Annotated in this window: 10 protein-coding genes; 3 read left to right on the top strand and 7 right to left on the bottom strand. The window is 68.8% G+C overall.

Annotated features, from left to right (window positions below; translation table 11 throughout):
- The first annotated feature begins 94 nt into the window (after positions 1-94).
- Positions 95-340 carry a Sec-independent protein translocase subunit TatA gene (tatA, locus tag OEIGOIKO_RS42890; RefSeq protein WP_246177426.1) on the top strand — a complete coding sequence of 82 codons (246 nt, stop codon included), beginning with the start codon at positions 95-97 and terminating at the stop codon, positions 338-340.
- A 41-nt stretch (positions 341-381) separates the two neighbouring features.
- Positions 382-885 carry a hypothetical protein gene (locus OEIGOIKO_RS19590; protein ID WP_125055152.1) on the top strand — a complete coding sequence of 168 codons (504 nt, stop codon included), beginning with the start codon at positions 382-384 and terminating at the stop codon, positions 883-885.
- A gap of 100 nt (positions 886-985) precedes the next feature.
- On the opposite strand, the gene OEIGOIKO_RS19585 is transcribed toward OEIGOIKO_RS19590, so the two are convergent.
- The 7 genes from OEIGOIKO_RS19585 to OEIGOIKO_RS19555 all read right to left on the bottom strand — a co-directional run bounded on the left by OEIGOIKO_RS19585 (position 986) and on the right by OEIGOIKO_RS19555 (position 11,690).
- Positions 986-1,984 (bottom strand): pirin family protein, encoded by a 999-nt coding sequence (locus OEIGOIKO_RS19585; RefSeq protein ID WP_125055151.1) that lies wholly within the window; start codon positions 1,982-1,984, stop codon positions 986-988.
- A gap of 22 nt (positions 1,985-2,006) precedes the next feature.
- On the bottom strand, positions 2,007-3,203 hold the full coding sequence (locus OEIGOIKO_RS19580) for an acyltransferase family protein (RefSeq protein WP_125055150.1): 1,197 nt from the start codon (positions 3,201-3,203) through the stop codon (positions 2,007-2,009).
- 456 nt (positions 3,204-3,659) lie between these two features.
- Positions 3,660-5,414: a trypsin-like serine protease gene (locus tag OEIGOIKO_RS19575; RefSeq protein WP_170251771.1), complete on the bottom strand. Its 1,755-nt coding sequence runs from the start codon at positions 5,412-5,414 to the stop codon at positions 3,660-3,662.
- Positions 5,415-5,578: 164 nt separating this feature from the next.
- Positions 5,579-6,082: a hypothetical protein gene (locus OEIGOIKO_RS19570; protein ID WP_125055148.1), complete on the bottom strand. Its 504-nt coding sequence runs from the start codon at positions 6,080-6,082 to the stop codon at positions 5,579-5,581.
- A 568-nt stretch (positions 6,083-6,650) separates the two neighbouring features.
- Positions 6,651-10,025 carry an ALF repeat-containing protein gene (locus tag OEIGOIKO_RS19565; RefSeq protein ID WP_246177424.1) on the bottom strand — a complete coding sequence of 1,125 codons (3,375 nt, stop codon included), beginning with the start codon at positions 10,023-10,025 and terminating at the stop codon, positions 6,651-6,653.
- Positions 10,026-10,597: 572 nt separating this feature from the next.
- Positions 10,598-10,807 carry a 4-oxalocrotonate tautomerase family protein gene (locus OEIGOIKO_RS19560; protein WP_125055146.1) on the bottom strand — a complete coding sequence of 70 codons (210 nt, stop codon included), beginning with the start codon at positions 10,805-10,807 and terminating at the stop codon, positions 10,598-10,600.
- A 73-nt stretch (positions 10,808-10,880) separates the two neighbouring features.
- Positions 10,881-11,690 carry an SDR family oxidoreductase gene (locus OEIGOIKO_RS19555; protein WP_125055145.1) on the bottom strand — a complete coding sequence of 270 codons (810 nt, stop codon included), beginning with the start codon at positions 11,688-11,690 and terminating at the stop codon, positions 10,881-10,883.
- A 78-nt stretch (positions 11,691-11,768) separates the two neighbouring features.
- Between OEIGOIKO_RS19555 and OEIGOIKO_RS19550 the strand changes: the two genes are divergently transcribed.
- Complete coding sequence (locus tag OEIGOIKO_RS19550) at positions 11,769-12,638, top strand: helix-turn-helix transcriptional regulator (protein WP_170251768.1); 870 nt, start codon at positions 11,769-11,771, stop codon at positions 12,636-12,638.
- Positions 12,639-12,670 lie beyond the last annotated feature (32 nt).

Here is a 12,670-nt window from a genome sequence, read left to right as displayed (position 1 = left end):
AAGAACCGGCCCGTTGGTTGTACAGTTGCGCAATGTAGCAAGTTATAAAGCGGACAAGCGGCCGAGCGCAGGCTGGACGAGAGGCGGGACGGCGATGCTGCGGAACGGACTGGAGCCCTGGCACCTACTGATCGTGGCGATCGTGGTGATCCTGCTGTTCGGCTCGAAGAAGCTGCCGGACACGGCGCGGGCCCTCGGCAAGTCGCTGCGCATCCTCAAGAGCGAGACCAAGGCGATGAAGGACGAGACCGGCGACGACAAGAACGCGCCGGGCGCGAGAGTCGTACGGCCGGGGGAGGCGCCGGCGGCCGCGAACGACCGTGGCCCGGCCGCTCACTGACCGGCCGCTCACTGACCGGCCGGTCTCCCGGCGGTTCCATAATGGTTGACGCGCGTCGCGATCAGCGTGCCGCGCCCCGCACCGACCACGAGGGGATACCGGACCGGATGAGCACCGAGCGCAAGCCTTCCGCACACACCGCACGCGCCGCGCATGCCGTACGCGCAAAGGGTGGGCGGATCACCGCAGTTGTCGTGGCCCTGCTGCTCGGCCTGATGGGCGCCGCGGGCTCGGCGGCAGCGGCGGCGCCCGCCGCTCCGGCGGTCGCCCACAGCGCCCAGCAGCAGGCCGGCAGCGCGCCGGCCGCGCAGGCGGAGGCCGCTCCGGCCGCCGGCCATCATGTGACGACGGCGGTCTTCGGCTCCAAGGACAAGGACAAGGACAAGGACGGCGACAAGAAGGACAAGAAGAAGAAAAAGGGCTTCTTCAAGAAGCTCGGCATCTTCCTCATCGTGCTGCTGATCATTTTCCTGGTCGTCATCATCGTGGTGATCTGGCTGATCGTGCACTTCGTGCGCAAGGCGTTCCGCCGCCGCAACAGCTGACGTACCGCGCGACATCGCGCGCCACCGCGTAATCCGCGACGCCCCCGCCGCAGGTCCGACCTTGTGGCGGGGGCGTCGTGCTGCCGGAGCCTGTTGCCGCTCAGCGCACCCGGCCGCGCGGCTTCAGCCCCACGGTGGGGAGTTCGGGTGCGGGCAGCCGGTCGCCGTCGTAGCCGCGCACCTCGCCGAACCGGGAGCCGGAGCGGGAACCGTAACCGTAACCGGAACCGGATCCGGAGCGGGAATCGGAGCTGGAGCCGGTCATCCAGTCCCGCCGGGCCTCTTCGACATCCTGCTGGGAACGGCCGACGAAGTTCCACCACATGACGATCTCCTCCTCGAACGGCGTGCCGCCGAGCAGGACCGTCCGCGCGGGCGTGTCCGACGTGTTCGTCAGCGTGAGGCGGTCGCGGCCGGGGGCGGCGTAGCCGAGATCGGCCGGGCGCAGCGGTGTGCCGGACAGCCGGACGGTGCCGTGGTCGACGAGCAAGCCGTGTTCGAAGGCCGGGTCGACGGCGAGGGTGGCCGTCGCCCCCGGGCCGAGGACGATCTCGGCGCCGAGCAGCGGGCTGAACGTACGTACCGGGGAGGTGACTCCGGCGAGGGTGCCGAGAAAGACGCTGACCTCGGCCCCGCCGACCCGTACGGAACCGGGTACGTGGTGCTGGAAGTCCGCCCGGGTGTTGCGGTGTTCGCCGGGGAGCGCGACCCACAGCTGCACACCGTGCAGCACGGTGGTCCGCTCCGTCGAGACCTCCGAGTGGCTGATGCCGTGGCCGGCCGTCATGAGGTTCAGTTCGCCGGGCCGTACGTACGCGTGGGTGCCCAGGCTGTCGCGGTGCTCGATCTCGCCGCTGAACAGCCAGCTCACCGTCTGCAGGCCGGTGTGCGGGTGCGGGGCGACGTCCATGCCGCCCGTCGCGGCGACATCGTCGGGGCCGTAGTGGTCGGCGAAGCACCAGGCGCCGATGAGGGTACGGGAGCGCTGCGGCAGCGTACGGCGTACGGTCATCGCGCGCGGGCCGCCCAGGGGGACGTCGCGCGGGGTGAAGACTTCGATGCCGGGCAGCTCGGCGGGCCGGGCTTCCTCGTCGCTCATGTGCGTAGCCTTCCCGGGCAGGTCATCGTGACGAAGTAATTGTACGTTCAACTTCATTGCCCGTGGGGCTGCCTGCTGCCCGGGGATCGCCGGGTACCGATATCCGTACCGGCGGCCTTTCGGGCTGCCGGACGGGCTCGCGCCGCGAGGTCATGTGCCGGCGGGCGTCGTCGACCCCCTTCCGCATGACGGCCCGCAGCCACGTCCCGACGGGGCGTTCGACGAAGCGGTGGACGATCCAGGCGGCGACCAGCATGAGCGCCGTCACCGAGAGCACCAGGACCGGCGCGGAGACCCGGTTCCGGAAGTGGTGGATCAAGGTCATGCCGATGTTCATGTGGATGAGATAGAGCGGGTACGTGAGCGCGCCCGCGGTGGTGAGCCACTTCCACCGGATCCGGTCGAACGCGCCGAGGGCGATCGCGCCGACCAGGGCGAAGCCCACGACGATGATCAGGCGGGCCGGCCAGCCGGGCAGGGCGGACGCGGCGGCCTTGCCCAGGCTCGTGGCCATGCGGTAGTCGATGTACCGCTGGGCGAGCACCAGTTGTACGGCGATCAGGGCCCACAGGACCGCGTTCTGCCCGTGGCGCCGCATGAGGTGGAAGACGATGCCCGCGATGAAGAACGGCGCGTACTGCGGCATCGCGAACGCGGTCAGCAACGGTGTGTTCAGACCCGGGGCGAGCGCGGCGGCCGCCGTCCACACGCCGCACAGGATCAGGCAGTTGCGGTAGGTGACGCCGAACCACACCACCGCGACCATGATCAGGTAGAACTTGAGCTCCACGAAGAGCGTCCAGTACACCGGGTCGACATCGGGGGAGTCGTTCCCGGACTGGAGCATCGTCAGGTTGTTGATCACCCGGTCCAGGCCCCGGAAGGAATCGACCTCCGGCCACAGCTTGACGACCACCGTCGTGAGCAGGATGCCCGCCCAGTAGGCGGGGAACAGCCGGGAGACACGGGAGACGGCGAAGTCGCCCAGCGAGCGGCCCCACACGCTCATACAGATGACGAAGCCGCTGATGAGAAAGAAGATCTCGACACCGAGCCAGCCGTACTGGGCCGCGGCGCGGGTGGCCGGGAAGATCGTGCCCGTGTCGTGTCCCCAGGGCTTGGCGAGTGCGACGTAGTGGTAGAAGACCACCATCAGCGCGGCCAGCAGCCGTAGCCCGTCCAGCGCGGCGAGCCTGTTTCCCGAGCGGAGCCCGGCCATCGTGTACCCCCTGAGTGCCCTGGTGGCGGGTGCTCCCCCACTGCGGAGGAAGGCGAGCACAAGGCCGAACCGGGGCGATGCCATGGGCACGGAATGCCGGGGAAGTCCGGCAGTGCCCGATTGTGTCTGCCTAGGACGATGAACTCAGGCCACGGGTGGTTCATCACAGACCGGTTTCCTGACGACCCGTGTCGGCTTTGGCAAGTCCGGCAATTCGCGCCACATTCGGAACACCGGCCACGTGGGCGGTCGGCTGCTCGGGCAGACTCTGTACCGAGCAGCGCCCCAAAACCATCAGGAGCCCGGCGAAGGCGCGGCCGGGTGCAACGGGCTGTACGCCGACGACGCTGGAGGCGAGACGGCCTTCCGTAAAGCCCCAGCAGCCGGGCGAACACGACAGCGGTGTGGATCCCGAGGCATCAGGGACCCACACCGCACTCGGTTGATCAGGTAGGACTAGCCGGCCTTCCAAAGGACGCCTTGGCCCTGCCCGCCGCCGGCCTTGTAGACGACCAGCTTCCCGTCATCGTCCAGACGCAGGAAGGCCTCGGGGTTCTTGGAGGTCTTGGTGGACCAGAGGTCGCCGCCCTTGCCCTGTCCGCCGTTGGCCTTGTAGACGACGAAGTTGCCGTCGTCCTGCATGCGGGCGTAGTTGCCTACGCCGGAGGTGCCGCTGGCCCACAGAAGTGTGCTGTCATCCCGCCGGTACAGGGCGAGGTTGCCGTCGTACCGCATGATCAGCAGGCCCGCCTTGGAGGACATCCACTGTCCCGCGCGCAGGTCCTGGCCGCCGGCGAACGTGTTGGGCCGGCCCCAGGTGGCCGCATCCCACAGCGAACCGCCCTTGCCCGGGACGCTGTCCTTCTTGTACACGACGAGATTGCCGTCGTCCTGCAGGTGAAGGAACGCGCCGGGGTTCTTGGAGGTCTTGGTGGACCAGAGGTCGCCGCCCTTGCCCTGTCCGCCGTTGGCCTTGTAGACGACGAAGTTGCCGTCGTCCTGCATGCGGGCGTAGTTGCCCACCCCGGAGGTGCCGCTGGCCCACAGGGTCACGCCGCTTTCACGGTGCTGGAGGACCAGATTGCCGTCCCGCTGCATCAGCAGCGTGGTGTTCTGGTTCTCGATCCACTGGCCCGGCCGCAATTCCATCCCGGTGGTGAGGGACGTGGGCCGGCCGAAGGTGTCACTGCTCCACAGGGAGCCACCCTTGCCTTGGCCACCGTCCTTCTTGTAGACGACCATGTTCCCGTCGTCCTGGAGGTGCAGGTAGGAACCCGGGGAGCGGAAGGTGTCGGAGGCCCAGAGGTTGCCGCCTTTGCCCTGCCCGCCGGTCTTCTTGTAGACGACGAGATTGCCGTCGCTCTGCATTTGGAGGTAAGCGCCAGGGTTGCCGAAGGTCTGAGTGGCCCACAGGACCTGGCCACCCGCCTTGTGGTACATGGCCAGGTTGCCGTCCTTCTGCATACGCAGTTCAACGCGGCGGCCCTCCAGCTTCTCGCCGGGGTTGAGCCGCTGCCCCGGCATCAGCAGTGAACTCTGGAAGTGACCGCGCATCCAGGAGTTGAGCCCGTCGACACGGATGGCCGAGGCCTGACCCGGTCCGGTCACGTCCGACCCGAAGCAGCCGGCACTGTTGGAGCCGGCAGCGAGAGCGACCAGTTCGGAGCCGTTCTCGTCCTCGCGGACGACGGGGCCTCCGGCGTCACCCTTGCATATGCCGCCGGAGGGCCCTGCCGACGTCAAGGTGAGGGCGTCGTCGCCGACCTTGCCGGTGACGAGGGCCGTCGTGTGCAGCTGGAGGGGGGCCCACTCGTCCTTGGTCCGGCCGAAGCCCGCTGCCGTCAGCGTCTTCCCCCCTTCGGCAGGAGCATCGGCCACGGGAAGCGAGTCGACCCCCACAGCGGGACGCTCCAGGCGGGCCAGCACCACGCCACGACTGGGGTGCGGCACCAGTTCGCTGACGTCGCTGACGGTGCCTTGCGTGCTGGTCAGGTCGGTACGGCCGACAGTCACCGTGGTCTTCAGGCGCGGCTTGCCGGGGGAGAGCACCTCACCGGGCTTCTCGGTGAAGCAGTTGCTCGCGGTCAGAACCCACTGCGGGTCCACCAGCACTCCCGAGCAGCCGCGTGCGTGCTCACCGAACATGACCTGAGCGGTGTAGGAGTATGTACCGTCCTTGGCGCTTTCACCGACGACAGCATGAGCGGGCACGGCGCTCAACGCGCTGAGCGCGGTGCATGAGGTGAGCAATGCGGCCGCTGCGCGTGGGCGTATTCGAGACAAGGTATTCCGATCAGTTATCTGCTGTTCAGCAGGGGGACAGATGAGTTCGGCGGAATTCGCGGACAAACGGGACGTGGTCAGCCCGCGGCGGATCAGCTGGAGGTGGTTATCTCCACGAGCGTGTGGTTGCGATGCTCCGGGTCGGCGGTCTCGCCGACCGCTTTCCACTGGTCCTTGTCCAAGGCGATGTTCTGCTCACTGCCGTCAGCAGTCAGAACCAAATCTGCCCGGTGGGCGGCGTCCGCCTTCGCCCCGTACACCGAGGGAATCTCCAGACTGAGGTAGCCGGTCTTCCCGGTGGTGCGGAAGCATATTTTATCTTTGGTGCGAGAAAATACTTCCAGCAGGCTGCCGCTGGTTGTGCAGTCGGCGAGCGTGATGTGACCATCGCCGCGTTTGAGGACGATGCCGAGTTTTTTCTCGATCGCCTCGGCCTGTGGGTAGTGGAAGTCCTCCGCAGGAAATTCCAGCTGACTGTCGGCGGCGTTGGCCGGAGGGCTGGCCATGGTCTCCGTGGCATGCGCCATGCTGACGACAGCTGCGGCGCACACGGCGATGACCGACCCGGTGACGGTCAGGCGTCGCGCTAATTTCACGTTTTTCCTCCGAAGTTGAAGGTTTGGGGGCGTGCGTCATAGGTCTCTTGGGGTGACGGTAAAACGCACTGCTGTGGTGCACCACGGTCCAAAGTTGCGGAAGGCGCCAGGAATTGAAGCATGAGTCCGTAATGCGCATGACGCAGAAAACTGTACATAACCCCTAAATCCGCACATCAGGTGTTTGTGGCCTTTGTCACCACAACCTTTGCGGGGGTTCGGGTGTCTTTGCGGGATGAGCCGGACCGTACGTCGACAAGGCGGCTGGCGGTGCAGTGGTCAGGGGTGGTCAGGGTGACCAGCCGCGGGCTCGGTGTCTGCCTCAGCCGAGAGCGGATTGCTGTGCGCTTTCGTTTCGTCCTTTCTTCCGTCGGGTCCGCTGAGATTTCTGCGTTGGCTGTCATCGGCGCTTTCGATGGGCAGGCGCCTCAGGGTCACCAGGATATTCATGGTGGTCTGTAGTGAATTGGCGGCCCTCGCAAATCATTCCAGCGCATGCCGTCGAGGTTCGAATCGGCAGACCGTCCGGAGTGAGGCGAGTACATGTCTCGCCTCACTCACGAAACATCTACCAGGTGAGCCAGCCGATCACCGTGGTCGTCGCATCATGCGCGAAGTTCGTCATGCGTTCACCGATATTTTCGACCTGGGGGCCGAAATTTTCGACCAGGCCGAACTTCTTGAGCAGCTTGCCTGTCCCCATGAAGATGCCGCCGACCGCGAACATGCCGAGAGCCGAATGAAAATCATTGCTGTCCGACCCGTACTCTATGAAATTCAGCAGGGCGCTTGCCCCTTGCAGCCCCCATGACACCAAGCCGGCTGCCGCAGCGGCTCCCCCGAGGACTGGGAAGGCGATCGCGCCGAGCCCGAGTACGACCCCGGCCGAACCGGCGATCGTGCTCCAATGCCCGGTGACCTGCGCCCAGTCCTTGACGCTGGATATGTCCTCGGGCCACACACCCCAGTCCACATACCAGGGCTTGTCGTTGTCGGCGTGCTGGGACGGATGCGTCCCGTTCGCCTGGTGCTCTTTCGCCTTCTCTGCCGCCTTCTTCGCCGCGGCCTCGACCTCGGCCTTCCGCTTCGCAAACTCGATTCTGTGCGCCTCGTCGGCGGCGGCCGCAGCTGCCTTGGCGTCCCGGCCGGCCTGGAGTGCAGCAGCCTGAGCCTGGGAAGCGGATGCCTGCGCTCGCCACGCGGACGCTACCGCCTGCTGAGCGGATGACGACGCCTGCCGCATCGAATAGTTAGCTACCCGGGCCGCCACTCGCGCCGTGGCCGAGGCCTTGCTCGCTTCCTTGGCCGACCGGGCCGCGGCGGCCGCGGACCTGTCAGCGGCGTCCGCGTTGGCCCTCGCCTCTTTCGCCGAGGCTGTGGCATCCGCGGCGTAGGTGTTTGCCTTCGCCGCCCAGTCGGATGCCTCCTTGGCCGCGTCGCGGGCTTCCGCTGCCGCCTTGGACGCCCGGGCGGCGTTCTCCAGTGCCTGCGCGGCGACCCCGGCAGCGAGGGCGATGGAGGCCCGGACGGCGGAAACGTGGGTCGCTTGGTCCTGATCGATCCGTGCGACGGCGTATTTGTCGTAGCTGACGAAGCCACGGCGCATACGGGCGGAGCCCTCCAGGACGATTCTCGCCGCCGACTGCATGTAGGCGCCGCCCGAGTTGAGAAGGCTGAACACCTCGACCCGGTCGTCCTCCTTCACCGCTTCCGCCAGTTCCGCGGTGACGAACCGGTGCAGCGCCTCGGCGCTCCCGTCTCTCAGAGCCGCCTCGGCCTTTGCCTTGACCGCCTTGCCCGGGTTCTCGCCGAGGATTCTGAACACGGTGACGCGGTTGTCCGTGGCCGCTGCTTCGATGACTCCGTGCTCAAGGAAGCTGCGGACCGCGTCAGGGGCGTCGCTGGCAAGCGCCCTGTGGGCTGCATCGGCGACTGCGGCAGTCGCCGACTTGGCGACCGCCAGGACGCTTTCGCGGTCGTCCTGCTGCTGGGCGAGAAGACGGTCGGTGTCGATCCAGTTGATCACGTCCTGATCGGTGCCGGCGAGCGCGAACTCCGCGGCTTCCCTGGTCCACGTGCCGGTCGAGTCGAGCAGTTCGACAGCGGCCTGCCGGCCGGCCGCGACGGCCTTGGCGGTGTCCCCGGCCTGCAGCGCGGCCTCGGCGCCGGCGATTACGTCCGTGATCCTCTTCGCGGTCTTGTCCGCCTGCGTACGCTCCTTGTCGGCGCGGGCGGCGTCGTCGACCTCGGCCTTCGCCCTGAGGCGGGCCTCCGCCACGCCGAGCTCGGTGTCTGCGGCGATACGGGCGGCTTCCGCCTCGCGGGCCGCCTTCTCCACCTGCTGGGCCTTCTTGACCGCATCGGCGGCTGTGGTGGCTGCTGCCACCGCTGCTTCGGCGTAGGAGGCGGACCGCTTGGCGTACTCCACTGCCTTGCCTGCGTTCTTCGCCGCCTCGTCCGCCGCGTCCGCGGCCTTTTCGGCGTGATCAGCGGCACTGTTGGCGGCGTCGCGTGCCACACGGGCGGCCTCGGCTGCCTCGTTCGCCAGGGTCCGGGCCGTACCGGCGGCCCGAGTGGCCCGTGCGGCGGCGGCATCGGCCTCGGCGGCAGCTTGCTTCGCCTTGGCCGCCTGGGACTGGGCAGCGCCGGCGGCCGCGGCGGATTCGGCAGAGGCACGGGCGGCCGCGGCGGCGTTCCTGGCTGCACCCGCGGCGGAGGAGCCGGCTGCAGCCGCCTGCCGAGAGGCAATCGTTGCCTGATCGGCCGCCTGGGCCGCGGTACGCGCCCGGGCAGCGGCGTTCCGAGCACCCTGGGCTGCCGCCCGGGCGGCGGACGCCTTGGATGCGTCCCTGGACGCGGCTATGGCGGCGCTGTAGGCGCGGGAAGCGGCGTGTCCAGCCATCGCCGCGGCGGCAGCGGCGGCCTGGGCGGCCTGGGCGGCGCGGTGGGAGGCGGACTGAGCGGTGCGCGAGGCAGCAATAGCGGCGGCAGCGGCGTCCGCGGCCCCGTCGGCGGCTCTGGCTGCATTGTTCGCCGCTAGAGCCGATTTGCGTACGTCCTGCTGGGCGGCCTTCGCCTGCTCCGCCGCCAGGAGGGCGGCATCCTTGGCCTTGGTGGCGGCCTTCTGCGCGCGCTCGGAGGCCGTGACGGCCTTTTCCGTCTGCAGCTTGGCCTGCCGGCCTTCTCGCTGCACGATGTCGACCAACTGGTCGATCGTCGCCGCTTCTTCGTCACGAGCGCGGGCGATGTACTGGCCTGAGGTGAGGAACTGGTGAATTGCGTCGGGCGACCCGTCATCCAGGGCACGCTGTGCGTACTTTTTCACCTCGGGCGAGGCGGTGTTGAGGGTGGAGAAGACCTCCACCCGTTCGTCTTCCTGCTGTGCGGTGTGCTGGGTCTGCTCCAGGAACTTCTTCAAGGCTGACCGGGTGCCCTGCTCCAGCGCCTTGGCGGCTTCCCGTTTCACAGCGGCGCCGCTGTTGTTCATGACGGTGAACACCGCCACCCGCAGGTCCTCTTCCACGGGCTTCTTGTAACCGTCACGCAGGTACGCGGCAACCGCGTCGTCTCCGGCGGTCAGTGCCGTGCCGGCGGACTCGCTGACAGCCACGCCCCCCTGGGCCATGCCGGTGAGGATCGCGAAGCGATTGTCTTCCGCCTTGGCGAAGGGCAGTTCGCGGGCGAGGAAGGCGGTCACGGCGGCCGGGCTGCCGACCAGAGCGGCGGCAGCCGCCTCACGGACCGCCCGGCCCCCGGACTTGTAAGCCCACACGGCCTGGCCACGTTCGGTGTGGGGCAGGACGTCACCCGTCTCACCGCTGTCGGAACCCGCAGCGTGGGCGGGAGCGGCTGTCAGGGTGACGATGGAAGGCAGGGTCGGGGCCGCAGCCGCTCCGGCGAGCGTGCTGAGTAAGCGGCGTCTGCTCCACAACGATGTCGTCAAGACGTACATCCTTCACATGCATGTCATTTCATTTCAGACGCGCATGAAGGGATTCAAATCATGGAAGTAGCAGTGAATTCAGAACTTCATGCTGCATCTGCGGCAACAGGCGGGCACATTACCTGATTGTTGCAGGTGTTCACAGAGTGTCAGGCTGGTGCGTGCGTGCTTCGGCATGTGCCCTTCGGCATGTGCCCTTCGGGGTGTGCGCGGAGTGCACCCGGGGGCGAGGACAGGGTCACCTGCTGTCGGCAGGCCTCTCCTGTCCCTCAACAGGCCGTCTTCGCCGGTGAAGGTGCACGGCAGGGTATCGATGTGGGCTGCCGAGCAAACACCCCTCCGACCGCGTTTTGGCAGTTCAGAGGGGTGTCACGGGCGGCAGGGGAAAGGATGCGACCTGCCGGACCGGCTCTTCTCGCCTGTGGCTCCGGAGAGCCCTTCAGAATCTTCGGAACCGATGCTGCGGGCCCTGCGCAGTCCGGCTGGGCGGGGCCCGGTGTTTCACGTGCAACACCGTGGCTGGCGTGTTGCGGTCACCTCTGCGCCGGTGCCGGGCCACGCAGAACTGGAGGTCAGGCCTCGCCGTTGAGCATGGCGGCGGTCAGGACGTTGCCGCCGACCCCCCAGCCGCCGTCGGCGACCTCGTCGACCAGGACGACGGTGGTGGGGCGGGCCCGCTCGCCGTAGATCTCCGCGTACAGGTCGGTGGTGCGCTCGACGATCTTCTGCTTGTCCTCGGCGGTGACGGTGCCCGCGGGAACCTTGAAGTGGGCGAAAGGCATGAGTGTTTCTCCTTGATGTGGTTTCTTGCGGCTCTTCAGGAGCCGGGGAGACGGGGGCGGCGTGCTGGTCAGGTCACACCAGGCCTCCGTTGGCCCGCAGGATCTGCCCGTTGACCCAGTGCCCTGCCGGGCTGCTGAGGAAGGCGACCACCTGGGCGATGTCCTCGGGGGTGCCCAGCCGCTCCAGAGGCGGGGCCTTGGCGAGCTGGTCGACCTGCTCGGGCGTCTTGCCTTCGAGGAAGAGATCCGTGGCCGTGGGCCCGGGCGCGACGGTGTTGACGGTGACGTCCCGCCCGCGCAGCTCGCGGGCGAGGATCAGCGTGAGCGCCTCGACCGCCGCCTTGCTCGCCGCGTACGCGCCGTAAGCGGGGAAGCTGGTGCCGACCACGGAGGTCGAGAACCCCACGAACGCGCCGCCCGCGCGCAGCCGCCGGGCGGCCTGCTGAGCGACGACGAAGGTGCCGCGGATGTTCGTGCGGTGTACGGCGTCGAGCACCGCCAGATCGAGTTCGGCGACCGGCGACAGGGCGAGGCGGCCGGCGCAGTTCACCACGACGTCCACGCCGCCGAACTCCCGCTCCGTCCGCTCGAACAGGGCGGCGACCGCGTCCTCGTCCGCCACGTCCGCCCGCACGGCGATCGCCCGCCCGCCGGCGGCGCCGACCGCCGCCGCCGTCTCCTCGGCGGCAGCCGCGTCGTGGGCGTAGTTCACCACGACGGCCAGGCCGTCCTGGGCGAGCCGGAGGCAGACCGCCCGGCCGATGCCGCGTGATCCGCCGGTGACGACGGCGACCCGCCCGGCCGCCGCAGCGGGGCCGGGACCGGGGCCGGAAGCGGATACGAGATCGGGCACGTGGGCGGGAGGGGGATGGTTGGCAGTCATGCCCTCCACGATGCGCGGTGCCGGGCGGCGCAACCAGGGGATGCCATCCCCTGGGTCGCCGGCCCGGCCGGGCGCACAATGCCAGGCATGGGGTCTGCGAAATACACCGAGCTGGGAGCCTTCCTGCGCTCGCGGCGTGCCCGTATCCGCCCGGCCGACGTGGGGCTCGCCCACGGGCCCCGCCGCCGGGTGCCCGGACTGCGCCGCGAGGAGGTCGCCCAGCTCGCGGGCGCGTCGGCGGACTACTACAACGAACTCGAACGCGGCGCCGGCTCCCAGCCCTCCGAACAGATGATCGCCGCACTGGCCAGGGCCCTGCGCCTGACCGCCGACGAGCGGGACTACCTCTACCGCCTGGCCGGCCGCCCGGTGCCCACGCACGGCGGGCCTGCCTCGCACGTCCACCCCGGCATGCTCGACCTGCTCACCCGCCTGCCCTCGACACCCGCCCAGGTGATCACCGACCTGCACGTCACCCTCGTACAGAACCGGCCGGCGGTGGCGCTGCTCGGCGACCACTCCGGCCTCCGTGGCGCCCGGGCCAGCTTCGTGCACCGGTGGTTCACCGAGCCCGCATCCCGGCAGCTCTACCCGGAGGCCGACCACCCGGCCCAGTCCCGGGCCTTCGTCGCCGACCTGCGGGCGGCCGCCGCCCGCCGCGACGCCAAGGACACCGAGGCCCGCTCGATGATCTCCGCGCTGCTCGCCGCCTCCGCCGAATTCGCCGCCCTGTGGGCCGAACACGAGGTGGCGTTCCGGCGCGACGACCGCAAACGCCTCCTCCACCCCGCGCTGGGCCTGATCGAGGTCAACTGCCTCAACCTGTTCAGCGAGGACGGCCGCCAGCGCCTCCTCTGGTTCACCCCCGCGGCCGGCACCGACAGCGCCGGCCTCCTCGACCTGCTGGCGGTCCTCGGCACCCAGGAAGTCACGGGCCCGGCGCGCTGACAGCCTTCCGTACGGGCTGTACGTACGCCCGC

This window comes from Streptomyces paromomycinus (assembly GCF_003865155.1).
In the GTDB taxonomy this organism is placed as follows: Bacteria; Actinomycetota; Actinomycetes; order Streptomycetales; family Streptomycetaceae; genus Streptomyces; species Streptomyces chrestomyceticus.
Note: the sequence above shows the minus strand (reverse complement) of the source record. Positions and strands in the feature narration are given on the sequence as shown.